The organism is Methyloversatilis sp. MC4-4, assembly GCF_049843555.1.
GTDB classification, from domain to species: domain Bacteria; phylum Pseudomonadota; class Gammaproteobacteria; order Burkholderiales; family Rhodocyclaceae; genus Methyloversatilis; species Methyloversatilis discipulorum_B.
Map to the genome: position 1 here is coordinate 1 of NZ_JBBHZK010000005.1, position 24,941 is coordinate 24,941.

Sequence of the window (24,941 nt, forward strand, 5' to 3'; positions counted from 1 at the left end):
GTGGCCGGAGCCCGGATTCTGTGGGAGGGGTCTTCTGACCCCGACAGCGGTGTTTGGCCATGCACGGCGCATGGCCCAAGCCCTGTCGGCAGCTCTCGCTGCCTCCCACAACAGACCCGGGCGCCGAAGCCGCTACAGGCTGCCGCCGGAGAACAGCGCCTTCCTGATCACCGCATGCACACCCCAGTTGCCGTCGACGACCTGGGTCACCGCGAAGTCGACGCCGACCGACAGCAGCGAAATCGCTTCGTCCTCGGTCAGGCCCTGGGTGTCCATCAGGAAGGCGCGGCTCTTGCGGAAGGCGTCGCGCAGCGCCAGATCCACCGACGACTTGGCGTAGATGTCGCTCTGCGCCTTGTCGCCCAGTTCGGCCAGGTAGTTGGCGAAGCTGAAGCCGTGGATCACCCACTCGTCCTGCGTTTCGAGCAGCGGGTATTCGAGCTTGGCGAGCGAGGTGCCGGCGAGGTCGGCCTTCTTGTGCAGGATGAACTGGAAGGTGCCCGTCAGCGAGCACTCGATCGCGGTGCCGCACAGTTCGGAATCGCCCTGACCGGCGTGCGGGTCGCCGACCGAGAACAGCGCACCCTTGACCGCGACCGGGTAATACATCGTCGCGCCCTTGCCGATGCGCCAGTTGTCGATATTGCCGCCGGTATAGCTGGGCGGAATGGAATCGACCATGTCCGCTTCCTTCGGCGCGACGCCTGCGACGCCGAAGTGCGGCCGCACCGGCACGCGGATGTTCTTCAGCACGCCGTGGTTTTCCTTCACCGTCGAGTGGTCGACGATGACGCCCGGGTAGTCGATGGTCTTGTGCACGACGCCGAAAGGATCGGTCTGCGGCGTCCACTGGAAGTTGTACACCGCCTGCGCCCAGTTGCGGTCCAGCCCGGCGTCGATTTCGTAGATGGTGATCACTTCGCGGTTCTTCGGCTCGGTGATCAGATCCTTGTAGTGGAAGCCCCACCAGGCGGCCGCGTTGACGCCGAAGCTCTTGCCCTTGTAGTTCGGGTTGGCGCTCGGCCGCGGCGCGACGTCGACTATGCGCACTTCGAGCACGTCGCCTTCTTCGGCGCCCTTCACGTACACCGGCCCGGTGCATATATGTACACCGAGGCCTTCGCCGGCGCCGCGCCCGAACAGGCTGGCGTCCATCGGACCGGCACCGCGGCGGATGACGCCCTTCTTCTTCTTGTCCCAGTAGAAGACGCTTTCGGCGCCGGGGTCGCCCTTGATCATGCGCTCGTAGTCGTCGCCGGCGTGGTGGGTCAGCGTTTCGATGGTGACGAAGTCACCCGGGTTGATTTCGACCTGCGGCTTCAGCGATTTCGAGAAATAGCCCCAGTGCACGGTGTCGGCGCTGGCGGCGATGTAGTAGTGGTTGCGCGTCTTCATCGAGCCGTCGGCCTCACGCGCCATCGACTGGCCGACCCAGCCGGCGCTCAGCGTGCCGAACCCCGCCGCCAGCGAACCCTTGAGCAGACCGCGCCGCGCCGGATCGGGTGGCGCTGGCGTGCGGAGTTCGGGCTCGCCGTTGCCGTCCACCTTCACCGTCAGGCGGCCGTTCGGATCGCAGAAGCTGCAGTGCTGGTGCGCGGGATGGGTGCAGGCAGACATGGGGCGTTCTCCTTCTGGTCAGTGGGGATGTGAAACACCGCGTGCGGCGGTGCATCAATCGTGCCGGATGGAAAAGCCTTGAAAATCAATGAGGATCCGACGCCAAAGCGCACGGAAGGGGTGCGTTGCGCACTGCAACAGGGCCGCGACGCAACCTGAGCAGGGTTTGTGCAAACGGGTGAGGGTGCGATTGTGACGTGTAATAAACTTCGCGCTCCCCGGAATCCGCCCTCGCCGGCAACCGCCGCGAGCGCCTCCGGATCAGACGGTCAGACCGCCCCCGAAAGCGCATGGAACTCGAAAACTATTCCGATATTGAAAAGGCTGCGCTGCGCGGCCGCCGTGAAATCCTTCGTCTGGGCATCGGCCTGCTGTTCGTCGTCGGCACCATGATCTACGCCGCCCTCGGCGTGGGCCTGCAGGGCCCCGGCGGCATCATGCTGGTGGTGGCGGCCATGATAGGCGGCTACATGGCGATGAACATCGGCGCCAACGACGTAGCCAACAACGTCGGCCCAGCGGTCGGTTCGCGCGCACTGAGCATGACCGGCGCTATCGTCATCGCCGCCATCTTCGAAGTGGCCGGTGCACTGATCGCCGGCGGCGACGTCACCTCGACCATACGCGGCGGCATCATCGACCCGTCCGCGATCGCCGACAGCAACCGCTTCGTCTGGGTGATGACGGCCGCGCTGCTGGCCGGCGCGCTGTGGCTCAACATCGCCACCGCGGTCGGTGCGCCGGTGTCGACCACGCACTCCATCGTCGGCGCGGTGCTCGGCGCCGGCGTCGCCGCTGGCGGCATGGCCGCCGGCAAGTGGGACATGGTGGGCGGCATCGTCGCCAGCTGGATCGTCTCGCCGGTGCTGGGCGGTCTGGTGGCGGCCGGCTTCCTGTACTGGATCAAACGCGCCATCACCTACCGCAGCGACATGGTCGCCGCCGCGCAGCGCACGGTGCCGGTGCTGATGGGCATCATGGCCGCGTCGTTTGCCACCTATCTCATCCTGAAGGGACTGAACAAGGTGTGGAACGTCGACTTCGGCACCGCCTGTGCGATCGGCGCCGGCCTTGGTGTTCTGACCTGGCTGCTGGTGCGCGCCCATCTGCGGCGCAACGCCTTCCGGCTGAACAACAGCAAGGCCAGCATCAATTCGCTGTTCGGCCTGCCACTGGTATTCGCCGCCGCGCTGCTGAGCTTCGCCCATGGCGCCAACGACGTCGCGAACGCCATCGGCCCGCTCGCCGCGATCACCGACACCGTGCTCCATGGCGCCGTGTCCACGAAGGCCAGCGTGCCGCTGTGGGTGATGATGATCGGCGCCATCGGCATCGCCATCGGTCTTGCCCTGTACGGCCCCAAGCTGATCCGAACCGTCGGCCACGAAATCACCGAGCTCGACCCGATGCGCGCGTTCAGCATCGCGATGGCGGCCGCGCTGACCGTCATCATCGCGTCGCAACTGGGCCTGCCGGTCAGCTCGACCCACATCGCGCTGGGCGGCGTGTTCGGCGTCGGCTTCCTGCGCGAGTACATCAAGACCAGCTACGCGCAGACCCTTGCCGAGATCAAGAGCCACCACCAGGGCGCCGACAAGGAAGTCGTCGAAGCCTTCCTGAACGATTTCGACAAGGCCGACAAGAAGGGCAAGCGCGCGATGCTCGACGCGCTGAAGGCGCACACCGCGCAGGCGCATCTGTCGAAGCAGGAACGCAAGGCGATCAAGCGCACGCACCGGCACGAACTGGTGAAACGCTCAGCCCTGTTCAAGATCGCCGCCGCGTGGATCGTCACCGTGCCGGCCTCGGCGCTGATGGCAGCGATGATCTACTACATGATCTTCGGGATCGTGCATGCGTGAGGGGGGCGGAAGGCTGGTCGCCGGGTGGAGCAGTGCCGGACTATCGTGAGTACAGCGGCTTGACGTCGCGGCAACGCTGACCGAGTTGATGGACGATCTGCTGGAAGGTCTGGTCCGTCAGCGTCTGCGGCGTTTTCTGCTCAAGCAGGCTCTTCAGCATCCGCCCGCTCGAAACGATGACCGCGCCCTCACCGGCCGGATCTACGAACCACCCCGGCAACGCAAGTACTGCCGCTGCCCGTACGCGCGTACCCGTTGCGCTGGATAACCACTCACTCAACCACTTTGCCTGTCTTGCCGCCTGATCGAGTGGCTTGGTTGTCGAGTAGGTCGGAAAGACAAGTTTCTTCCCGTCAAATACGACTGTCGCGTTCTTCCTGCCGTCGCCTTCCGTCAGCTTCGTATAGCCCTTGGTCTCTACGGCAAATACGCCTTGTCGGGCAACAACGACGTGATCGATGTTGAACCGCTCTGCGGGCACGTCGTGAAATACGGCGGCGCCTTGCCGCATCAGCTGGTTGAGCTCCTGACCCACAGCCAGCTCTGCGTCATAGCCTGCTTTCAGCTTGTCTAGTTCGGTTGCTGTCTTCAGGAGCCGATAGAGACTGTAGGCGACGACAGCGACGGCCAACCCGCCATGGATCAGCGCGACACCCTGTCCGATCGCCTTCTCGCCAAGGAATGCACGCTGGCCGAAGTACAAGGCCACGACAACCGTCGGCACAAACATAAGCCACACGAGCTTTTCCCACAGATCGTCCTGCAGTTGCTCTATCTGCTCGCCAAGACTGTGGCCGGGCGGGCGAAGCAGATCAATCGCGATCGGTGATTTGCGGCGTGCGCGGACCATCGCCTTCCGACGCTGAAGCAGGAAGCCCCCGATGAACACGCTGACCAGCATCGGGCCCACCACCACCAATGCAATGCCAATCTGCGCGACTAGGCCGTCCATCAGACGGATGCCTCCGCCGCCTGTAACTCCTTCAAGGTGCGGCCCTTCGCGTCCTTCCACATCAGTCGTCCGTTGGAGCAGGTTCCGAGCACCATGTCTGACGCTGACGAAGGTGAGCTGAATACGTAGTCCTGGGTGAAGCGGTAGACGTCCCCGTCACGAACGAGCGCGCCATTCTCGATCAGCTCCTGGCGCAGATCGCTCGACCTGCGCAACTGCTGAAAGCTTGGCGTCACCGTGGCCACGATCTGGGAATCCGCCTTCACGACGAAACCCTGGCTGGACTCAAACCCGGTCGCCAGAACGCCTTTTGCCTTGCAGGTCAGCAACACCTCTTTCCTGCCTATCGGTGCGGGGCTTGATTCAAATGCATGAACGCCCATCACCGGCAACATCCCCAGCATGTTCTCCAGAAACACCATCATGTCCGCGCGATCTGCTTCCGACAGGCTGGATTCCAGCGGCTGGTTGGCGTTGTCCAGCGGTACGCGGCGGGCCGCTTTTGCCAGGCGGATCAGGTGGGCTTCGAGAAACTGCACATGCGCCTTGTTGAGCTGCCCCGGCGCCGCGATGAAGCAGATGGCGCGAGTCCAGAAGTCTTTCTGTACGTAGTGACTCTCGAGCCGTGGGCGCACCGGGTCGCCCTCGCCGATGTAGAGCAGCTCACCCTCGCCATCCTCACGCGGTCCGAGCAGCAGATAGACACCGGTCTGCTTCAGTTCATCGCGCTGCTTCACCTGAGGCAGCAGTGCGCGCGGGAACATCAACGCCTTGCCGATCCAGTTCGATCGCTCGACGATACGCAGCCCGTCCGGGTCGCCATCGGCAACGAAGATGCGCAAGGAAAACGGCTTGTTCATATTCTTGTCGTCCATTTCATTTTCACGCCGCCCACCTGTTGGCAGCATCTGCGGTCTGCCAGCACCGGCGATCGCTGGCGGTGAACTTTGCCGAAACCTGTCGAGCAAATCGACACGTTTTCCGGACGTGTCGATCACGTCGACGCGTTTCGCGCTCAACTGGCCAGTTAGTTGAACAGCGCTTCGTTGATGTAGTACTTCTCGCGGCCGTGCTTCTGCTCGCGCAGGACGCCCAGCCCGGCAAGAGTCTGCAGGTAGGTCGAAGCGGTCTGCCGCTTGGCGATGCCTGCGTCGACGACGAACTGGATCTTGGTGTACGGGTGCCGGAAGATGACCTCGATCAGATCCTTGCTGTAGATCGCTGGCTCTTCGGTCTGCACCTGTGCGCACGCTTTCCATCAGGGCACGGATCCGCTGCACCTGGTCGTGGGTCTGCTGTGCCGTCGATTCGATGGCGCGCAGCATGAACAGATTGGTCGTCAGCGGCCGTGCCTTCAGTGCCTGAAAGCCGTGATAGAGCGCATCCCGGTACCACAGGTCAGCCAAGAGTCAGTTCAACAGCCATCATTTCAGCCTGCTTGAGTACGGTTTCTGTAGCCAACAACTGCATGTCTGGTGGGTAGCCAAAATGCCGGAGCGTGCGTTTGACGATGACCTTGAGCTTGGCTTTGACGTTCTCCTTGATCGTCCAGTCAATAGATGCGTTCTCGCGAACCCGCTGGGTCAGGACCACCGCCAGCTCACGTAGTTGATCCTTCTGCATCAGTTCGCGCGCACTGTCGTTGTTGGCCACGGCGGTGTAGAAAGCATATTCGAAGTCGGTCAGACCCAAGGCCTTGGCTTCGTTGTCTGAGGCCACGATCTCTTTGCTGACCTTGATCAGCTCGTCCATCACCTCAGCCGCCGTCAAGACCTTGGCTTGGTACTTCCGGATGGCCGCCTCCAACATCTCCATCAGCGAACGCGCTTGAATCAGGTTGCGTTTGGCGCGTACCTTCAGTTCGTCGTTCAGTAGCTTTTTGAGCACTTCGAGCGCCACGTTCTTGTGCTCGTAGCCCTTAAGCTCCGCCAGGAAGTCCTCTGACAGAACCGAGATATCTGGCTTCTTGATGCCCGCGGCATCGAACACATCGATCACTTTCTCGGACACCAAGGCCTGGTCAATCACCTGGCGGATCGTGGTCTCCAGTTCTTCGTTGCTTCGGCCACCTGACGGACCATCGAACTTGACCAGACGAGCCTTCACAGCCTGGAAGAATCCCACCTCGTCTTTGGCATCCAGTGCTTGGTCGTGGGGCACCGCAATCGCGAAGGCTTGGGACAAAGCGATCACCTCCTCGATGTACCGCTTGCGGCCATCATCGAGGCCCAGGATGTGCTCTTCTGCAGCCAGGATCAATAAGAGCTTCTGGGCCGTATCAGCGTCAAAGTACTGTTCGTAGGCAAAGCCATGGAAAAGCGCTGAGACCACTTCGAGCTTCTCTAGCATCAACTTGACCGCCTGCTCCTGGGCCAAGGTCGGATCACCCCGGCCACCCGCATCCGAGTAGAAGGACAAGGCCATCTTCAGGTCGGAGGCAATACCGAGGTAGTCAACGATCAGGCCGCCCGGCTTGTCTTTGTGGACCCGGTTCACCCGTGCAATGGCTTGCATCAGGTTGTGGCCCTTCATGGGCTTGTCGATGTAGAGCGTGTGCATGCTCGGCGCATCAAAGCCGGTCAGCCACATGTCGCGCACGATGACCAGCTTGAGCGGATCGGTGTCGTCCTTCATGCGCTCTGCCAAGAGCTTGCGTTGCTCTTTGGTGGTGTGGTGCTGCGCCAGCGCAGGGCCATCGCTGGATGCGGCGGTCATCACCACTTTGATGGCACCCTTCTTCAAATCTGCATCGTGCCAATCAGGCCGCAGCTTGATGATCTCGGCATACAGATCTGCGGCAATGCGGCGCGACATGCTCACGACCATGCCCTTACCAGCAAACACCTCCTGGCGTGCCTCAAAGTGCGCCACGATGTCCTTGGCGATGTTGCGCACACGTGGCTCACTGCCAATCAGGGCCTCCATCTTGGTCCACTTGGCTTTAGCCTTCTGGGTCTCGGTCAGCTCGTCCTGCTCCAGCTCGTCGTCCAGGTCGGCCACCAGTTGTCTGCCTTCATCACTCAAGCTGACCTTGGCCAGACGGCTTTCGTAATAGATGCGAACAGTGGCGCCGTCTTCGACGGCCTGGGCAATGTCATAGATGTCCACGTAGTTGCCAAACACTGCTGGCGTGTTGGCATCGGTCTTTTCGATGGGCGTGCCCGTGAAGCCCAGGTAGGTGGCGTAGGGCAGGGCATCGCGTAGGTACTTGGCAAAGCCATAGACCACCTTCTTGCCGACCACTTCGCCAGCTTCGTTCTTGTCGTCCACCGTCTTGGCCGCAAAGCCGTACTGCGTGCGGTGGGCTTCATCTGCGATCACCACAATGTTGTGGCGAGGTGAAAGTTCTTCGTAAACGTTGCCGCTCTCGGGCTGAAACTTCTGGATGGTCGAAAACACCACGCCGCCAGCAGCGACCTTCAACAAGGTTTCCAGATGCGCGCGGTTCTCAGCCTGCACAGGGTCTTGCCTCAGCAGTTGCCTGGAGGCTGCGAAGGTGTCAAACAACTGGTCGTCCAGGTCGTTGCGGTCGGTGATGACCAGCACGGTGGGGTTGTCCATGGCCTGCACGATCTTGCCGGTGTAGAACACCATCGAGAGCGACTTGCCCGAGCCCTGGGTGTGCCACACTACACCCGCCTTCTTGTCGCCCTTGGGTTGGCTGCTCACGCCCGGTACGCCGTAGCTGGCTGGGTTCTCGCGCACAGCGTGGCCTGAGCCCAGGTCGGCGGCACGCAGGGTCGATGCCACCGCCGCATTCACAGCGTAGTACTGGTGATAGGCCGCCAGCTTCTTGACCGTGCTGATGGTGATCTGACCTGTCTCTGGGTCTTCCTTGCGAGCCTTCTCGAACACGATGAAGTGGCGCAGCATGTCCAGCAAAGTAGCCGGGTTCAGCATGCCCACGATCAAGGTTTCCAGCTGGCTCACTAGGTGCGAGGCCTCGGCCTTGCCGTCGGCGCTCTTCCAGGCCATGAAGCGCGACAAGCCCGCTGAGATCGACCCGGCCTTGGCCTCCAGACCATCCGAGATGACCACCCACGCGTTCGCCATGAACATGCTGGGAATGGCCTGCTTGTAGGTCTCTATCTGTTGATAGGCCGTCTTGATCGTGGCGTTTTCGTCGGTGGCGTTCTTCAGCTCGATCACTACCAGCGGCAGCCCATTCACGAACAGCACCATATCCAGGCGCTTTTTCTGCTGGTTCTCAACCACCGTGAACTGGTTCACCACGAGGAGGTCGTTGCGCTCTGGCTGGTCAAAGTCGATCAGCCACACGCGCTCGCCACGCTCGTCACCGTCTTTCTGGCGGCTCACCGGCACGCCTTCGGTCAGCCAACGATGAAAGGACTCGTTGGCGGCTAACAGCTCGGGTGAGCCCGCACGCAGCACCTCCTTCATAGCCAGGTCCACCACCTCGGTCGGCAAGCGATGGTTGATTCGGCGTGCCGCCTGGGCCAGACGCCCCCCCAGCATCACTTCGCCGTAGTGGGTGCGCTCGGCCTGCTCGCCCTCGGGTGCCAAGGCCGGGCCATGCACGTAGGTGAACCCCTGGCGCTCCAGCAGCTTGATGGCGAAGGCTTCGATGGCTGATTCGGTGAGCATGCGGGGTCCTCTCTTTCGCTTCTCTCTTAAATTTGACGCAACCTCAACGACAAAGAGAGGCGTAAGTTGCTGATTTGAAATGGTTTTATTTTCTTGGCAGGCGTTGTTGACTCATAGGCATTCATCCAACAGACGAATTTAAGAGAGCCCAAGAGGGTTGGCCGTCGCTGCCCTGATTGACGATTTTTCCGTGGCGCCGTAACTCGGAGAGCAGGTTGCCCACTTTGGCTTTGCGCTGCTTCTCGTCCATCCACTCCGGCAGCTTGTTCCATAGCAACTCGTCAACATCCTTGCGCGTCATCGTGCCGTGCTCTTTCACGGCCTTGCAGATCAAATCCAGGTAGTACTGCTTGTCAAAAGCGGCGTTCTTGCTGTATTTGGCTTTCTGGCCGGTTTGCTGCGCCAGTGATCGAGCAATGAAGTAATTGGGCTTGCGGCCCTCAATCAGGCCACGGCTCTTGAGACGCCGCTCATCGTCTGCGTTCAATGGCTGGCGCTTTTGCACCTTGTCCAGCGCCATGATGTCTTGTAGTTCCAAGCCACCGTCGCGAGCCAGCAGCCGGGCGTAATCCATGTCCAGCACCTTGCCTGTCAAGGTCAGCTGCACCCGGTTGCCCGACAAGTCGTAATCCGGCATGGGGAAGAAGCGCTGCCGTTGGTACATGAAGAGCTTACGGATGCCACCACCCGCCGTGTCCACCATCTTCAGGTTGAACATCGCCGTGGCCAGGAAGCGGTTGCGGTAATGCTCTTCGGGCGCGTCTTCCATCACCACGCGCTGCACATCGCCCGGCACAAAGCTGCCTTTGTTCGTGAAGCTCAGGCTTTCTTCGCGCTCCACCACATTGATGCGGCCTGCCAGGGTGTAGTCCTGGTGCGCAATGCAGTTGTTCAAAGCTTCACGGATGGCATAGGGCTCGTACTGGTCGATCTCCTCCGGAAAGAGCGTGCCCTCTCGGATGTAGCGGTACTTGAGGTTGCGGATCTTGGCGTAGACCTTGTCCACCGCCAGCAGCAGTGGCATGCCGAACAGGGCGTAATCACGGTCATTGCCCGCATGGTCTTTGAGCAGCCAGCGGATCTTGGCTTCGGCAGGCAGCAAGAAGTGCTCGGCTTCTTCACTGCCCAGCAACAACAAAGAAGCCCGCGTTTGCTTGCCCTTGATGGTGAGCTTGGCCTTGTTGAGGAAGGTATGGTCATCCCAGGCATTGACCTCGGCGGCCTTGTCAGGGAATTTGCTTTTGTAGTTGCGGCGGGCCACCGCGAGCGCCTGCTCGTCCAGATCGGCCAGGGTGGCGTCGGACACGATCATGGCGCTCCAATCTTCCACCGTCGATTGAGCGCGGATGCGTTCGATTTCTTCCAGATTCAAGGCACCCAAGGCTTCGCCATCACGCCCGTGATAGTGCCCGTCAAAGGCCACAGGCAGTCCTCGGGGCGCAGCGGGAATCTCCATCAACACCACACGGCCCTCAGGCCTGATCACTTCATGGATTTCGACAAAGGTGATGCGGTTGGTGGTCTTGTTGGCGATCTCTTCCTTGAGGCTGCCCAGGTCTTTGCGTGCGGGCCGGAACGCTGAGCCCACCACCCTGCGTTGATCGTTGACGCCAAAGACCAACCACGCAACAGGCACACCCTTGAGATTGGCCTCGTTGCTCAAGGCCGAGAAGTACTTACCCAGCTTGGAGAAGTCATAGCCGTTCTTGGCTTCTTTGAACTCGACCACCTCGTTCTCGGCAGTCAGCGAGAGGAGCGTGTCCAAGATGGACTCGATGTGGCGGCTCATGCGGCGCCTCCGGGGCCCTCTTGTGGTTCCTCAATCAGATCAGCGTGGTATGCCTTGAGTTCAGAGGCATAGGCTTGCGTATCGACAGCAAACAAGATTTCGCTGGCTGTGAACCGGTAGTCACCCATGGCGAACTCCCCAAAGATGTCATCCCAATTGCTGTTGAAATCTTCGTGGTGATCGTAGACAAGGTCTTGGTCTTCAACCGAAACACTTGCGCCGGGCTGCATCGTGACAGCGTTCCGCTCCTCAAACGCTCGAACCAAAAAAACCGCCACAACCAAGGTGCTGTCGATCAGGAACTCTCGGGTCAACAGATCGACCTTCTGATTCCGCGCGTTCAGCTCGCTTGACGACTTGCCATGTGATGTGGGGCTGATTTCATTGCGAAGTGAACCAACAGACTGGCCAATGGTCGCCAAAGCGCCCGACACCTGTGTGACCAGCTCATCCGATTGGTAGCCCAAACTCACAAAGGCCTTCTTCAACACCGAATTGATGCTGGGTGCCGCACCGAGTGCCACTTGGCGGGTATCGCAAATCTCTTTGGCAATGCCCTCCAGCAAGGCCTTGGCGTTCTCCACCGCCACGCTGAAGTCGGCTTCCAGGTACGCTTCGATGCGATCCACATACACGCCATAGGGCTGCCAGCGGCTGCCCAATGCAAGGGTTGATCGAAGCTTTTCCATCAGACAGCCACCCGCACTTCCCCGCTCATCAGTTTAGGCAGCAAGGTGTCTCGCAGCTTTTCCAGCGTCTTGCGCTGTCTCGCATTTTCGATCTGCTTGTCCAACAGAGGCTTCATCTGCTGCGACATGGCTTCAAGGACTGGCGGTGGGGGCACGAGCACCATGGCCGCATCCAGATCGCCACGTTTGATGTGGCCCATGGTGGTGGCATGGCTGGCCGAGATGGCGATGAACTCGGCCAAGTGGTGCTTGCACCAGCGCAGGTAGAACCACTTGGGGAACTCATCTGAGGTGACCTTGAACAGGTGCTGGTTCAACACGCACCTTTCGCCGTCCCACAGCTTGACCATCAAAGAGGCGGACCAAGCGAAAATGACATCACCAGCTTCAACGATGTACTCGGGTTTTACTTGGCTGGTTGCCCAATCTGAATTTTCACTGATGCCACTGCTGAGTTCTCGAATCTTGAGGACAGGTAGTTTGTCCAGGTCATTTGTTGGCGGGTATTTCTGGCAAGCCAAGCCGTTCAGGAAATTCGCGATCTTGCTCAAGGGCCGTTCAACCCAATATTCGTTCTCAGACTCCAAGAACCATTGTCGGAACAGCATCTCGGCCATGTCTTCCAGCGTTCCATTTTGGCGATGGAGCAGCTCAATTTTGTCATCTAGACAAGTAAGCGTCGATGCGATGGCTCTTTGTTCGACGGTGGATGATGGCGCGGCAAATTCAAATGACTTGATCAGTTTGGCGTTCAGATTTTGTTGGCCACTCCCAGTTTTTCTGGCAACCAATTCATCGTAAGCCCCACGGAGAAGGTAAAAGATGAACTCGGGATCTGCGAGCTCTTCGTCGATGATGAGATTGCAACAGGCCTGATTGGTTGCAAGAGGAATCTTGGTCAGTCCCACCCGGCCTGCTGTTTGCCCATCGCCATACATAGCCACCGTTACCGTGTTAACAGGAACCAGCTTGGCAGAAGAGTTTTCAACACCTAGCTCAGTGATGAAGTTCTCTGTCGAGTAAATCCTCCGCTGGTTGATCTCTTTGGTTTTCAACCAGGGAATTGTCCCGTTCAAGTAGAACTCTGCCCTTGACGTTAAAGGCGTTCCACCAGAGGTGACCTTCTTGCATATCTCTCCAATAGATCGGATCTGCCAATTGCTCATGCTTGCACCTTGGCAAGGTTTTGAGCAATCTCATTGTTGAGTCTCGTTTCTTCAAGCAACTGTGCCTCAAACTCTGCCTTCAGCGCAGCAAACCGTTCCGCAAAATTGAAGTCCTCTTCATCGTCAGGCAGGCCTACATAGCGCCCTGGTGTGAGTACGTAATCCAACTCCGCCACACGCGCCAGCGGCACACTGGCACAGAAGCCCTTCTTGTCCTCGTAGTCGCCTTCGCCTGTTCGCCAGGCGTGATAAACCTTGGCAATGTCTTTGATGTCATCGGGGGTTAGCACGCGGGTGCGGCGGTTGATCAAGTCGCCCATCTCTCGGGCGTCGATGAACAGAATCTCACCTTTGCGTGGATGCCCATTGCTACGGGCACGATTCAGGAACCACAAGCAAGCAGGAATCTGCGTGTTCAAGAACAACTTGGCCGGCAGATTCACAATGCAATCGACCAGGTTGCCATCGGCCACCAGGGCCTTGCGGATCTCGCCTTCTCCACTGCTCTTGCTGGTCAGCGCGCCTTTGGCCAGCACCACGCCCGCACGGCCATCGGGCGCCAAGTGGTGGATGAAATGCTGCAACCACGCGAAGTTGGCATTGCCTGCAGGCGGCACACCAAACTTCCAGCGGCCGTCGCCACGCAGCAATTCGCCGCTCCAGTCGCTCACGTTGAATGGCGGATTGGCGATGATGAAGTCGGCCTTCAGGTCTTTGTGGGCGTCGTTGAGGAATGAGCCTTCGTTGTTCCACTTGACCTGGCTGGCATTGATGCCACGAATGGCCAGGTTCATCTGCGCCAAGCGCCAAGTGGTCTGGTTGCTTTCTTGCCCATAAATGGAAATGTCGTTGATGCGGCCTTGGTGCTCGGTCACGAACTTTTCTGACTGCACGAACATGCCGCCAGAACCGCAGCAGGGGTCGTACACGCGGCCCTTGTAGGGCTCCAGCATGGCTACCAGCAACTCGACGATGGATTTGGGCGTGTAGAACTGGCCGCCTTGCTTGCCTTCGGCCAAAGCAAACTCGCCCAAGAAGTATTCAAAAACATGGCCCAGCACATCGGCACTTCGGGCTTTGGCGTCGCCAAAGGCAATCCCCCCAATCACCTTGGTGACCAAGTCGCCCAAAGTAATGGGGTCGAGGTTCTGGCGGGCAAACACTTTGGGCAGCACACCTTTGAGCGAGGGGTTTTCTCGCTCGATGGCGTCCATCGCGTCGTCAATGTGGCTGCCAATGTCGGCTTGCGTGGCCTTGCTGACCAAGTATGGCCAACGGGCCTCTGGCGGCACGAAGAAAACGCTTTCGGCGGTGTACTCGTCTTTGTCCTCAGGGTCGGCGCCAGCGTAATCGCCCTCTCCGGCCTGGAGTTTGGTGAAAATCTCTTCAAACGAATCAGAGATGTACTTCAAGAAGATCAGGCCCAACACCACATGCTTGTACTCAGCTGCGTCGATGTTCTTGCGCAACTTGTCTGCAGCCTTCCAGAGTTGTTTCTCTAAGGGTTCTTCTTTGCTTGCGTTTTGTTTCTTCTCCGAGGCCATGGACATCCTGTTCATTTCAACGTTGACCCATCACTGTAACGGGACTTTGGGCACGGCAATGAGAAACGCCCAGCAGGGCTGGGCGTTGGCTTGAACTCTGGTGCAGCGTATCTTCAGCATTTGTGTCAGTAGTTTTTCACTGACGTGGTTCAGTTTCCACCTTCCGTTTCACTCGAGACAATTAGACATCAATATTCCGCGCATTCAGCGCATTGCTCTCGATGAATGCCCTGCGCGGTTCGACGTTGTCGCCCATCAGCGTGGTGAAGATTTCGTCGGCGGCGATAGCGTCGTCGATCTGCACTTTGAGCAGGCGGCGCACGGTGGGATCCATCGTGGTTTCCCACAGCTGCTCGGGGTTCATCTCGCCCAGGCCTTTGTAGCGCTGCTTGCCGAGGTTGCGTTCGACTTCGTTCAGCAGCCAGCGGGCGGCTTCGGAGAAGGTCTTCACTTCCTGTGACTTCTCGCCGCGCTTGACGGTGGCGCCTTCGCCGATCAGGCCGGCCACCAGTTCGGCGGCGTGGCGGATGCGCTGGTAGTCGCCGGACAGCAGGAATTCGACGTCGACGTGGCCGACCTTGCGGTTGCCGTGGTGCATGCGCTCGACGCGCAGCTGCCAGCTTTCGGTCTTGTCGTTGTACTCGGCGGCCAGCGTGACGTTGGCCGGCAGCGATTGCGTGAGGCGGGCGGCGCTGGCTCGGGCGGCGGCTTCGTCGGCCAGGTCGAGCGCGATGTTGTGCTCGAGCAGGGTGCGCAGCAGTTCGCCGTCGGCGTACTCGGCCAGGCGTTCGACGATGGCTTCGGCGGTGAGGTATTCGCGCGCCATCTCTTCGAAGGCGCTGCCGGACAGCGGCTCGGCACCGGCACGCGGCAGCAGGCTGGCGTCGTCGAAGGCGAGCTTGAGCAGGTACTGGTTCAGCTCGTGGTCGTCCTTCACGTACAGCTCGGTGCGGCCGTGCTTGATCTTGTACAGCGGCGGCTGGGCGATGTAGATGTGGCCGCCTTCGACCAGCTCGGGCATCTGGCGGTAGAAGAAGGTGAGCAGCAGGGTGCGGATGTGGGCGCCGTCGACGTCGGCGTCGGTCATGATGATGATGCGGTGGTAGCGCAGCTTTTCCGGCTTGTATTCGTCCTTGCCGATGCCGGTGCCCAGCGTCTGGATCAGCGTGACGATTTCCTGGCTGGAAATGAGCTTGTCGAAGCGCGCCTTCTCGACGTTCAGGATCTTGCCCTTGAGCGGCAGGATGGCCTGGAACTTCCGGTCGCGGCCCTGCTTGGCGGAGCCGCCTGCGGAGTCACCCTCGACCAGGTAGAGCTCGGCCTTGGCCGGGTCCTTCTCCTGGCAGTCGGCGAGCTTGCCCGACAGGCCGAAGGAGTCGAGCACACCCTTGCGCCGCGTCATGTCGCGCGCCTTGCGAGCGGCGTCGCGCGCACGCGCGGCCTCGACGATCTTGCCGCAGATGGTCTTGGCGTCGTTCGGGCGCTCGAGCAGGAAGTCGGCGAGCTTCTGCGCCACCACTTCCTCGACCGCCGGGCGCGCTTCCGACGACACCAGCTTCATCTTGGTCTGCGACGCGAACTTCGGATCCGGCATCTTCACCGACAGCACGCAGGCCAGGCCTTCGCGCATGTCGTCGCCGGTGATGTCGACCTTGGCCTTCTTCGCGATCTCGTTTTCTTCGATGTACTTGTTGATGATGCGGGTCATCGCCGCACGCAGGCCGGTCAGGTGGGTGCCACCGTCGGACTGCGGAATGTTGTTGGTGAAGCACAGCACCTGTTCGGCATAGCTGTCGTTCCACTGCATCGCCACTTCGACGTCGATCTGCACACCGTTCAGCACCGACGAGCCAGCGCTGTAGAAGACGTTCGGGTGCAGCACCGTCTTGTTGCGGTTGATGTAATCGACAAAGCCCTTCACGCCGCCGGCGAAGGCGAAATCCTCTTCCTTGGCGTTGCGCTGATCGATCAGCTTGATCTTGACGCCGTTGTTCAGGAACGAGAGCTCGCGCAGGCGCTTGGCCAGGATGTCGTAGTGGAACTCGATGTTCTCGAAAATCGTTTCGTCGGCGAGGAAGTGCACTTCGGTGCCGCGCTTCTCGCTCGGGCCGATCACTTTCAGCGGCGACACTTCGACGCCGTTCTGCACTTCGATCTGGCGATCGAGCGGAACGCCGCGTTCGAATTCGATGAAGTGCTTCTGGCCGTCGCGGCGCACGGTGAGGCGCAGCCACTTCGACAGTGCGTTCACGCAGCTCACGCCGACGCCGTGCAGGCCGCCGGACACCTTGTACGAGTTCTGGTTGAACTTGCCGCCCGCGTGCAGCTCGGTCAGCGCGATTTCGGCGGCCGAACGCTTGGGCTCGTGCTTGTCGTCGAACTTGATGCCGGTCGGGATGCCGCGGCCGTTGTCGGTGACCGAAATCGAGTTGTCGGTGTGGATGGTGATGACGATGTCGTCGCAGTGGCCGGCCAGCGCCTCGTCGATCGAGTTGTCGACCACTTCGAACACCAGGTGGTGCAGACCGGTGCCGTCCGAGGTGTCGCCGATGTACATGCCCGGCCGCTTGCGGACGGCCTCCAGACCTTCGAGGATCTGGATGCTGCCTTCGCCGTAAGCGTCGGGGTTGGGTGTATTCGGGCTCTGTGCTTCGTCAGACATGGCGTATTCCGGTGCTGCGCACGCTGTGCGCGGGGTCCATCAAAAAAGCAGAAAGCCCGGCGCGCAGGCCGGGCGGTCGTGCGGGCGACGCGGCTTACACGCGCATCGGCATCACGACGTACTTGAAGGCGTCGGTGCCGGGCAGGGTGATCAGCGCGCTGCTGTTGCCGTCGTTGAGCTTGAGGCTCAGCGTGTCGCCGCCGACGTTGTTCAGCACGTCGAGCAGGTAGCTCACGTTGAAACCGATGTCGAGGCCGTCGCCGTCGTAGTCGACTTCCAGCTCTTCCACCGCCTCTTCCTGTTCGGCGTTGCTGGAGATGAGCTTCAGCGTGCCGGCCGACAGCACGACGCGCACACCCTTGAACTTCTCGTTGGTCAGGATGGCGGCGCGCTGCAGTGAGGGCAGGAAGGTCGAGCGCTGCAGCATCAGTTCCTTCGGATGGTCCTTCGGAATGACGCGTTCGTAGTCGGGGAACTTGCCGTCGATCAGCTTGGTGATCAGCTCGACCGCGCCGAAGCGCAAGCGGGCCTGGTTGGAACCCAGTTCGATATCGACCGGATCGTCGATGTCGGCCAGCTGGCGGGCCAGTTCGAGCACGGTCTTGCGCGGCAGGATGACGTCGAGCTTGTCGGTCACGCCGGGCATGGCTTCCGACACGTAGGCCAGACGGTGACCGTCGGTGGCGACCAGGCGCAGTTCCTCGTTGCCGACCGACAGCAGCAGGCCGTTCAGGTAGTAGCGGATGTCCTGCTGGGCCATCGAGTACTGCACCAGCGACAGCAGACGCTTCAGCTTTTTCTGCGACAGGCTGAGCTTGACGGTTTCGCCGTCGGCCAGCTGCATGCGCGGGTAGTCCTGCGCCGGCAGGGTCTGCAGCGTGAAGCGGCTCTTGCCGGCACGCACGGTGAGCTTGCGGTCGTCGGCGTCGAGGCTGACTTCCTGGCCTTCGGGCAGCGCACGCAGGATGTCCTGCAGCTTGCGGGCGGCGACGGTCAGAGCCGCCGGCTGGGCGCCGCTGATGCTGCCGGTCGAACGGGTGCGGATCTGGATCTCGATGTCGGTGGCGAGCAGGGTGAGCGCATCGCCCTCGGTTTCGATCAGGACGTTGGACAGGATGGGCAGGGTGTGACGCTTCTCGACGATGCCGCTGACCGACTGCAGCGGTCGCAGCAGCTGTTCGCGTTCTATCTTCATTAAGAGCATTTTATAAACCTCTGTAAACCGTTAACGTCGACCGATTTCTGTGGAGAACATCAAAAAAACAATGAACTTCAATGACCTGCAGTATGTATCGTTGTCTGTATAAGGGCCCGGTCAACGCATGAACAAATGTGGGTGAAAGTCGACCAGGTGGAAAAAGCCCTGGTTATCCACAGCGTTCATACAGGTTTGCCGGCCTGTTTATCCATACAGCTTCAACAGCTTCTGCACCGACCCCTTTTTACTTGCGCAGCGTCTGCGTCAGTACGTGCAGGTCATGGTTCAGCACTTCGTCCTTCAGGCGCAGGTCGGCGATCGTGCGGCATGCGTGCAGCACGGTCGTATGGTCGCGGCCGCCGAAGGATTCGCCGATGGCCGGATAGCTCTCCGGCGTCAGTTCCTTGGCCAGCCACATCGCCACCTGCCGCGGCCGCGCGATCGCGCGCGTCCGCTTCTTCGAATACATCTCCGACACCTTGATCTTGTAGTAGTCGGATACGGTCTTCTGGATGAACTCCAGCGTGATCTGCCGGTTGTGCGCACCCAGCAGGTCCTTCAGCGCCTCACGCGCCACTTCGAGCGAGATCGGCAGCGTGTGGAAGTGGGCGAAGGCGATCACCTTCTTCAGTGCCCCTTCGAGCTCGCGCACATTGCTGCGGATGTTCTTGGCGATCAGGAAGGCGACGTCCTCGCCCACCTTCACCCGTTCCATCTCGGCCTTCTTCTTCAGAATGGCCACCCGCATTTCCAGCTCGGGCGGTTCGATCTGCACCGTCAGGCCCCAGCCGAAGCGCGTCGTCAGGCGTTCCTCGACGCCCTGGATGTTCTTCGGATAGGTGTCACAGGTGATGACGATCTGCTTCTTCGCATCGGTCAGCGCATTGAAGGCGTAGAAGAACTCCTCCTGCGTGCGCGTCTTGTTGTTGAAGAACTGGATGTCGTCGATCAGCAGCACGTCGAGCGAGCGGTAGTAGCGCTTGAAGGCGTCGAAGCTCTTCTGCTGATAGGCGCGCACCACGTCGGCGTAGTAGTCGTCGGCGTGCACGTAGCGGATGACCGCATCCGGATTGTGCTTCATCACCTCGTTGCCGAGCGCATGCACCAGGTGGGTCTTGCCCAGGCCCACACCCCCGTAGATGAAGATGGGGTTGTAGGACATGCCCGGGTTCTGCGCGACCTGGATGGCAGCGGCGCGGGCCAGCTCGTTGGCGCGACCGGTGACCAGATTGTCGAAGGTGAAGCCCGGGTTCAGACGTGAACGGTCGCGTTCACTGCCGTTGTTGCCGGCAGACGGACGGACGATGAGCGCCGGCGCGGCGACGCGCGTGCTGTCGGGCTCACCGGCGGCGCGCAGTGCGGCACGCGCCGGACGTTCGCCGTCGTTGTCGGCCGGCGTGCCGTTGCGGGCGGCGACCATCGGGGTGTCGGCGGCCGCTGCGGCCTTCGTTGCCGGGTCGGGCAGGCTGAGCCTGACCGACAGCGGCTGGGAGAAATACTCCAGCCCCAGTGCTTCGATGCGCGCCAGATAGCGCTCGCGGACCCACTGCAGAACGAACCGGTTCGGCGCGACCAGCGCCAGCGAATCGTCGTCGCTCTGACCGATGCGCAGACCCTTGATCCAGGTCTGGTACTGCTGTGCGGGGAGTTCCTGTTCGAAGCGGCTGAGGCAGACTTCCCAAAACTGTTGCATCATGGTCTGCGTGGTCGCCGGGTCGATGTCGTGAGGTTGCGGGACAGCGTAGCGGGATGCGTCCTGACCCAGGATTTGATGCGCGTGGTCCGATGCATGATCGGGGGCGCCGGGTCGGAGCAGCTTTATGTGCTGTTTTTAGGGGATCGATTCTAGCGACTTCAGGCCCTCTTATCCACCGCTGAGGCGGTGACGCATACCCGCAAGGCAGGCTGGCTTGGCGCTCGTTTGGCGCTGTGATCACGTATTCACGCCAGCGAAATATTTTTTCGGCGCGCCGTCTGGACATCGGCGCGGGCCCGGACGGCAATTGACAGGCGACCCCTTTTACGCTGTAATCGCGCGTTTTCGCCAATACACAGTGAGCAGGCCATGAAGCGTACTTACCAGCCGTCGAAGATCCGCCGCGCCCGCACCCACGGTTTCCTCGAGCGCATGCGCACCCGCGGTGGTCGTGCAGTGATCCGCGCCCGTCGTGCCAAGGGCCGTGCCCGTCTGGCCGTCTGACGCAGACAGCAGTTTTTCCGGCCGGTTGGCAGGGGAACCCCCGAAGGTGAACCCCGAGACACGGCCCGGAATGCAGATCGCCGCGCAGCCCGCCGGTCGCTTTGCTTTCCGACCTGAATACAGGCTCAGAAAAACGGATGAGTTCTCATCCGTTTTTGCTTTGCGGCGTACCCAGCGCAGTCGACATTTCGTGATCCATCACGGTCCGTCCGGCTGCGATGGCGCTCGTCTGGGCGTCGTGATCGCGAAGCGCTTCCTGAAGCGGGCGAACACCCGCAATCTGGTCAAGCGCCTGGCGCGCGAAGCTTTCCGCCATATGCGTCCGGAACTCAAGCAGCTCGACATCATCCTTCGCCTGAATGCCCGGCCGGCCGTGCTCGACCGCCGCCTGTTGCGCGAAGAGATCGACGCGCTGCTCGGCCGCGTGCGACGCGCCACAGTGCCTGCCGCGGAGGCCGGACAATGAAATCCCTGCTGCTCGGACTGATTGCGGTCTACCGTTACGCCATCAGCCCGATGCTCGGTCGCAATTGCCGTTTCATGCCGAGCTGTTCCGAATACGCCAGCGAAGCCATCCACCGCCACGGCAGCGTGCGCGGCGGCTGGCTCGCGCTGCGCCGCGTGCTGCGCTGTCATCCATGGAATCCGGGCGGTTACGACCCGGTGCCCTGAGCACGCGCACCCTCAATTACTTTCAAGACGATTCCGACGATGGATACCCAACGCTCCGCCCTGTTGATCGTTTTCCTGTTTTCGCTGTTCATGTTGTGGGATGGCTGGCAGCGCTTCAACCAGCCGCCGGCCGCACCGGCCGTGGCCACCGACGCGACCGCTGCGCAGTCGGCCGGCGCCCAGGCGCCGGTGCCGACGGTCAGCAGCGCCGCCGCACCGTCCGACGTGCCGCAGACGACGGCTGTCGCGCAGACCGCCGCCGCGCGCGTCGTGACCGATCTGTTCATCGCTGACGTGTCGGCGGAGGGCGGTTCCATCATCCGCCTCGAACTGCTCAAGCATCACGCTGGCCCTGAGTCCGAAGGCAATTTCGTGCTGCTGGACAACGGTGGCGCCAATCTTTACCACGCACAGAGCGGCCTGATCGGCGACGGCATGCCGACGCACAAGACGGTGTATCAGCTTCCCGAGGGCGAGCTGAAGCTGGCCGACGGGCAGGACAAGGTCGAGCTGCGCATGACTGCCGCCGGTCCGGACGGCGTGGCGGTGACCAAGGTGCTCACCTTCACCCGCGGCAGCTACCGCATCGACACCCGTTTCGAGATCGCCAACAACGGCAGCGCGCCGGTTGCAGCGCACGCCTATTTCCAGCTGCTGCGGGATGGCAAGGCGGTATCGGCGGGCACCAGCATGCTGAGCACCTTCACCGGCCCGGCCTTCTATACCGAAGCGGGCAAGTACCAGAAGGTCGATTTCAGCGACATCGACAAGGGCAAGGCCAAGTTCGTCACCAAGGCGCCGGACGGCTGGGTGGCGCTGGTGCAGCACTATTTCGTCAGCACTTTCGTGCCGGCCGCAGGGGTCGAGCGCGAGTTCTTCGCGAAGAAGGTTGGTGACAATCTGTACACGGCTGGCGTCATCGTGCCGGTTCAGCCGGCGGCGGCCGGTGCCACCTCGACCGTCGAGGTGCCGCTGTACGCCGGCCCGCAGATCCAGTCCAACCTCGACGCGATGGCGCCGGGCCTGGATCACGTGGTCGATTACGGCTGGCTGAAGATCATCGCCTCGCCGATGCACTGGGTGCTGGAAAAGCTGTACGCGCTGGTCGGCAACTGGGGCTGGGCCATCATCCTGCTGACCATCCTGATCAAGGCCATCTTCTTCCCGCTGTCGGCTGCGAGCTACAAGTCGATGGCCAAGCTGCGCCTGGTCACGCCGCGCATGCAGCAGATCAAGGAGCGCCACGGCAACGACCGCGTGCGCATGCAGCAGGAAATGATGGAGCTGTACAAGACCGAGAAGATCAATCCGCTCGGCGGCTGCCTGCCCATCCTGATCCAGATTCCGGTGTTCATCGCGCTGTACTGGGTACTGCTGGGCAGCGTCGAAATGCGCAACGCGCCGTGGATAGGCTGGATCACCGACCTGTCGATCAAGGATCCGTACTTCGTGCTGCCCATCATCATGGGCGTGACGATGTTTGTGCAGACCAAGCTGAACCCGACGCCGCCGGACCCGATCCAGGCCAAGGTGATGCTGTTCCTGCCGGTCATCTTCACCGGCATGTTCCTGTTCTTCCCGGCCGGTCTGGTGCTGTACTGGACGGTGAACAACATCCTGTCGATCGCGCAGCAGTGGCAGATCACGCGCATGATCGAGAGCGGGAAGACGGCCAAGGCCTGACCATCGCCTGACTGACTGAAGGCTTTACTGCGGCGAGGGCGCCGCTCCCGCGGGATTCCGGCGATGATGGCCGGATCGGTGCGGGGGCGGCGCCCTCGTCACGACAGCACCCTGAAAACCTGACCTGACCGATCGCCATGTCCGCTCGCCCGACCGACACCATTGCCGCCATCGCCACCGCACCGGGTCGCGGCGGCATCGGTGTGGTCAGGGTGTCCGGGCAGGGCGCTGCGGCGGTCGCCCGCGGCATGCTCGGTCGCCTGCCCGAGGCGCGACATGCGACCTTCGCGAAGTTCGTCGCGGCGGACGGTGCGCTCATCGATCACGGCATAGCGCTGTGGTTCGAGGCGCCGGCGTCCTATACCGGCGAACACGTGCTCGAACTGCACGGCCACGGCGGAACGGCGGTACTGCAGGCGGTGCTCGCACGCTGCTTCGAACTGGGTGCGCGGCCGGCGCGGCCGGGCGAATTCACCGAACGCGCATTCCTCAACGATCGCATCGATCTCGCGCAGGCCGAAGCGGTGGCCGATCTGATCGAGGCGACGACGACGTCGGCGGCGCGCTCGGCGATGCGCTCGCTCGAAGGCGAGTTTTCCCGCCACGTGCACGCGCTCGAGGATGCGCTGGTCAATCTGCGCATGTTCGTCGAGGCGACGCTGGATTTCCCGGAAGAGGATGTCGAATTCCTCGAACAGGCCGGCGCACGCAACAAGCTGGCCGAGGTCATGTCGGCGCTCACGGCCTTGCGCGAGCGTGCCCGGTGTGGCGCGGTCTTGCGCGAAGGGTTGACCGTCGTGCTGGCCGGTGCGCCCAATGTGGGCAAGTCCAGCCTGCTCAACGCGCTGGCCGGTGAGGATCGCGCCATCGTCACCGACATCGCCGGCACCACCCGTGACACCTTGCGCGAGCTGATCGCCATCGACGGCGTGCCGGTGCATGTGATCGATACGGCGGGCCTGCGGGAGACCGACGACCCGGTGGAACAGGCGGGTATTGCCCGCACCCGGCGCGAGCTCGAACGGGCACACGCGGTGGTGCATCTGGTCGATGTACGCAGTGGTTTCGACGCCGAAGCGCAGGCGATCGATGCCGTGCTGCCGGCAGGTCTTCCGCGCATACGTGTGTTCAACAAGATCGATCTGACCGGCGAGCAGGCGAGGGAGGAAGAACACGCTGGCGTCCTGACGGTGTGGCTGTCGGTGCGCGTCGGCGAAGGCCTCGATCTGCTGCGGCGCGCGCTGCTCGATCGCGTGGCCTGGCACGGTGGCGCCGAGGACGCGCTGGCAGCGCGCACCCGCCACCTGCACGCGCTCGACAGGGCGGTCGAGCATCTGGATATGGCGGCGCGCTGCATCGCCGGCGAGGTGCTGCAGCTCGATCTGTTCGCCGAGGAACTGAGGCTGGCGCACCGCGCACTGGGGGAGATTACCGGCGAGTTCACGCCGGACGATCTGCTCGGCGAAATCTTCTCGCGCTTCTGCATCGGCAAGTGACGAGGATGTTTCACGTGAAACATCGCAAGGAAGCGTCGTGCTGACCGAACTGGTAATCCTGTGCGCCGGCGCCTTCTTCGCCGGCCTGGTCGACGCCATGGTCGGTGGTGGTGGTCTTGTACAGGTACCGCTGCTGTTCAACGTCTTTCCGGGTACTGCGCCGGCCACGCTGTTCGGCACCAACAAGGCGGTCAGCATTGTCGGTACGACCTTCGCCGCGCGCCGCTATCTAGGCCGGGTAGAGATGGACTGGAAGGTGTTGTGGCGCGCAGCGCTTGCCGCCTTCGTCGCGTCGTTCGCCGGTGCGGCGGCGGTCGGCATGTTCCCGCCGCAAATGCTGAGGCCAGTCGTAATCGTGCTGCTGGTTGCGGTACTTGCCTACACGCTGAAGAAGAAGGACTTCGGCGTGATCCGTGCCGAGGCGGCGGCGCATCGCCCGAAACCCATACTTGCGCTGGTGCTCGGTGCGCTCATCGGTTTCTACGATGGCTTCTTCGGACCGGGTACCGGCAGCTTCCTGATCTTCCTGTTCGTGCGCTGTTACGCCTGGGATTTCCTGCGCGCATCGGCGGCGGCCAAGGTCGTAAACGTCAGCACCAACCTTGCTGCGCTCGCCTGGTTCGTACCGGTCGGCGCCATCATGGTGAAGGTGGCGGCGGCGATGGCGCTTGCCAATCTCGCGGGCGCCTGGGTCGGTGCCCACCTCGCCATAAAAAACGGCGCAGCTTTCGTGCGCCGTGTATTCATCGTCGTCGTGTCGATACTGATCGCGCGACTGATGTGGGACACCTTCGTCGGATGAACGT

At 61.5% G+C, this 24,941-nt stretch carries 19 protein-coding genes; 7 read left to right on the forward strand and 12 right to left on the reverse strand.

Going from position 1 to position 24,941, the window contains the following annotated elements; genetic code table 11:
- Positions 1-132 precede the first annotated feature (132 nt).
- Positions 133-1,617, reverse strand: coding sequence for an acetamidase/formamidase family protein (locus WDZ97_RS17965; protein WP_341929194.1), 1,485 nt, complete (start codon positions 1,615-1,617; stop codon positions 133-135).
- Between the two features lie 290 nt (positions 1,618-1,907).
- On the opposite strand from WDZ97_RS17965, the gene WDZ97_RS17970 reads away from it, so the two are divergent.
- Positions 1,908-3,479 carry an inorganic phosphate transporter gene (locus tag WDZ97_RS17970; protein ID WP_425763670.1) on the forward strand — a complete coding sequence of 524 codons (1,572 nt, stop codon included), beginning with the start codon at positions 1,908-1,910 and terminating at the stop codon, positions 3,477-3,479.
- Between the two features lie 40 nt (positions 3,480-3,519).
- Here the strand turns inward: WDZ97_RS17970 and WDZ97_RS17975 are convergent, their stop codons facing one another.
- The 11 genes from WDZ97_RS17975 to dnaA all read right to left on the reverse strand — a co-directional run bounded on the left by WDZ97_RS17975 (position 3,520) and on the right by dnaA (position 19,777).
- Complete coding sequence (locus tag WDZ97_RS17975) at positions 3,520-4,431, reverse strand: nuclease-related domain-containing protein (protein WP_425763671.1); 912 nt, start codon at positions 4,429-4,431, stop codon at positions 3,520-3,522.
- A complete protein-coding gene (locus WDZ97_RS17980) occupies positions 4,431-5,450 on the reverse strand; it encodes a GIY-YIG nuclease family protein (RefSeq protein ID WP_425763672.1) in 1,020 nt (339 codons plus the stop codon). The genes WDZ97_RS17975 and WDZ97_RS17980 overlap by 1 nt, the downstream gene beginning before the upstream one ends.
- Before the next feature lie 8 nt (positions 5,451-5,458).
- A complete protein-coding gene (locus WDZ97_RS17985; RefSeq protein WP_425763673.1) occupies positions 5,459-5,671 on the reverse strand; it encodes a hypothetical protein in 213 nt (70 codons plus the stop codon).
- 158 nt (positions 5,672-5,829) lie between these two features.
- Positions 5,830-9,036, reverse strand: a complete 3,207-nt coding sequence (locus WDZ97_RS17990; RefSeq protein ID WP_425763674.1) for a type I restriction endonuclease subunit R — start codon at positions 9,034-9,036, stop codon at positions 5,830-5,832.
- A 121-nt stretch (positions 9,037-9,157) separates the two neighbouring features.
- Positions 9,158-10,825 carry an RNA-binding domain-containing protein gene (locus WDZ97_RS17995; RefSeq protein WP_425763675.1) on the reverse strand — a complete coding sequence of 556 codons (1,668 nt, stop codon included), beginning with the start codon at positions 10,823-10,825 and terminating at the stop codon, positions 9,158-9,160.
- A complete protein-coding gene (locus WDZ97_RS18000) occupies positions 10,822-11,514 on the reverse strand; it encodes an abortive infection family protein (RefSeq protein WP_425763676.1) in 693 nt (230 codons plus the stop codon). The genes WDZ97_RS17995 and WDZ97_RS18000 overlap by 4 nt, the downstream gene beginning before the upstream one ends.
- The gene (locus tag WDZ97_RS18005; RefSeq protein ID WP_425763677.1) at positions 11,514-12,680 is read right to left on the reverse strand and encodes a restriction endonuclease subunit S; all 1,167 of its coding nucleotides are present in this window, start codon (positions 12,678-12,680) and stop codon (positions 11,514-11,516) included. Before WDZ97_RS18005 ends, WDZ97_RS18000 begins: the two co-directional genes overlap by 1 nt.
- A complete protein-coding gene (locus WDZ97_RS18010; protein ID WP_425763678.1) occupies positions 12,677-14,224 on the reverse strand; it encodes an N-6 DNA methylase in 1,548 nt (515 codons plus the stop codon). Before WDZ97_RS18010 ends, WDZ97_RS18005 begins: the two co-directional genes overlap by 4 nt.
- 181 nt (positions 14,225-14,405) lie before the next feature.
- Entirely contained in the window at positions 14,406-16,886 is a 2,481-nt protein-coding gene (gene gyrB, locus WDZ97_RS18015) for a DNA topoisomerase (ATP-hydrolyzing) subunit B (RefSeq protein ID WP_304004332.1), read from the reverse strand.
- Positions 16,887-16,980: 94 nt separating this feature from the next.
- The gene (gene dnaN, locus WDZ97_RS18020; protein WP_304004333.1) at positions 16,981-18,081 is read right to left on the reverse strand and encodes a DNA polymerase III subunit beta; all 1,101 of its coding nucleotides are present in this window, start codon (positions 18,079-18,081) and stop codon (positions 16,981-16,983) included.
- A gap of 247 nt (positions 18,082-18,328) precedes the next feature.
- Positions 18,329-19,777: a chromosomal replication initiator protein DnaA gene (dnaA, locus tag WDZ97_RS18025; protein WP_304014188.1), complete on the reverse strand. Its 1,449-nt coding sequence runs from the start codon at positions 19,775-19,777 to the stop codon at positions 18,329-18,331.
- Between the two features lie 372 nt (positions 19,778-20,149).
- Between dnaA and rpmH the strand changes: the two genes are divergently transcribed.
- From rpmH to WDZ97_RS18055, 6 genes are all read left to right on the forward strand, one after another.
- A complete protein-coding gene (rpmH, locus tag WDZ97_RS18030; protein WP_019916069.1) occupies positions 20,150-20,284 on the forward strand; it encodes a 50S ribosomal protein L34 in 135 nt (44 codons plus the stop codon).
- 70 nt (positions 20,285-20,354) lie between these two features.
- The gene (gene rnpA, locus WDZ97_RS18035) at positions 20,355-20,750 is read left to right on the forward strand and encodes a ribonuclease P protein component (RefSeq protein ID WP_425763679.1); all 396 of its coding nucleotides are present in this window, start codon (positions 20,355-20,357) and stop codon (positions 20,748-20,750) included.
- Positions 20,747-20,956 (forward strand): membrane protein insertion efficiency factor YidD, encoded by a 210-nt coding sequence (gene yidD, locus WDZ97_RS18040; RefSeq protein ID WP_019916071.1) that lies wholly within the window; start codon positions 20,747-20,749, stop codon positions 20,954-20,956. Before rnpA ends, yidD begins: the two co-directional genes overlap by 4 nt.
- 39 nt (positions 20,957-20,995) lie before the next feature.
- Complete coding sequence (gene yidC / locus WDZ97_RS18045; RefSeq protein ID WP_425763680.1) at positions 20,996-22,639, forward strand: membrane protein insertase YidC; 1,644 nt, start codon at positions 20,996-20,998, stop codon at positions 22,637-22,639.
- Positions 22,640-22,776: 137 nt separating this feature from the next.
- The gene (gene mnmE / locus WDZ97_RS18050; RefSeq protein WP_425763681.1) at positions 22,777-24,135 is read left to right on the forward strand and encodes a tRNA uridine-5-carboxymethylaminomethyl(34) synthesis GTPase MnmE; all 1,359 of its coding nucleotides are present in this window, start codon (positions 22,777-22,779) and stop codon (positions 24,133-24,135) included.
- Between the two features lie 37 nt (positions 24,136-24,172).
- Complete coding sequence (locus WDZ97_RS18055; protein ID WP_425763682.1) at positions 24,173-24,937, forward strand: sulfite exporter TauE/SafE family protein; 765 nt, start codon at positions 24,173-24,175, stop codon at positions 24,935-24,937.
- Positions 24,938-24,941: the final 4 nt, after the last annotated feature.

What these genes read in the sequence shown, in the direction of transcription:
- WDZ97_RS17965 (WP_341929194.1), bottom strand. Translation starts at nt 1,617, where the DNA reads ATGTCTGCCTGCACCCATCCCGCGCACCAGCACTGCAGCTTCTGCGAT.
- WDZ97_RS17970 (WP_425763670.1), top strand. Translation starts at nt 1,908, where the DNA reads ATGGAACTCGAAAACTATTCCGATATTGAAAAGGCTGCGCTGCGCGGC.
- WDZ97_RS17975 (WP_425763671.1), bottom strand. Translation starts at nt 4,431, where the DNA reads ATGGACGGCCTAGTCGCGCAGATTGGCATTGCATTGGTGGTGGTGGGC.
- WDZ97_RS17990 (WP_425763674.1), bottom strand. Translation starts at nt 9,036, where the DNA reads ATGCTCACCGAATCAGCCATCGAAGCCTTCGCCATCAAGCTGCTGGAG.
- WDZ97_RS17995 (WP_425763675.1), bottom strand. Translation starts at nt 10,825, where the DNA reads ATGAGCCGCCACATCGAGTCCATCTTGGACACGCTCCTCTCGCTGACT.
- WDZ97_RS18000 (WP_425763676.1), bottom strand. Translation starts at nt 11,514, where the DNA reads ATGGAAAAGCTTCGATCAACCCTTGCATTGGGCAGCCGCTGGCAGCCC.
- WDZ97_RS18005 (WP_425763677.1), bottom strand. Translation starts at nt 12,680, where the DNA reads ATGAGCAATTGGCAGATCCGATCTATTGGAGAGATATGCAAGAAGGTC.
- WDZ97_RS18010 (WP_425763678.1), bottom strand. Translation starts at nt 14,224, where the DNA reads ATGGCCTCGGAGAAGAAACAAAACGCAAGCAAAGAAGAACCCTTAGAG.
- gyrB (WP_304004332.1), bottom strand. Translation starts at nt 16,886, where the DNA reads ATGTCTGACGAAGCACAGAGCCCGAATACACCCAACCCCGACGCTTAC.
- dnaN (WP_304004333.1), bottom strand. Translation starts at nt 18,081, where the DNA reads ATGAAGATAGAACGCGAACAGCTGCTGCGACCGCTGCAGTCGGTCAGC.
- dnaA (WP_304014188.1), bottom strand. Translation starts at nt 19,777, where the DNA reads ATGCAACAGTTTTGGGAAGTCTGCCTCAGCCGCTTCGAACAGGAACTC.
- rpmH (WP_019916069.1), top strand. Translation starts at nt 20,150, where the DNA reads ATGAAGCGTACTTACCAGCCGTCGAAGATCCGCCGCGCCCGCACCCAC.
- rnpA (WP_425763679.1), top strand. Translation starts at nt 20,355, where the DNA reads ATGCAGATCGCCGCGCAGCCCGCCGGTCGCTTTGCTTTCCGACCTGAA.
- yidD (WP_019916071.1), top strand. Translation starts at nt 20,747, where the DNA reads ATGAAATCCCTGCTGCTCGGACTGATTGCGGTCTACCGTTACGCCATC.
- yidC (WP_425763680.1), top strand. Translation starts at nt 20,996, where the DNA reads ATGGATACCCAACGCTCCGCCCTGTTGATCGTTTTCCTGTTTTCGCTG.
- mnmE (WP_425763681.1), top strand. Translation starts at nt 22,777, where the DNA reads ATGTCCGCTCGCCCGACCGACACCATTGCCGCCATCGCCACCGCACCG.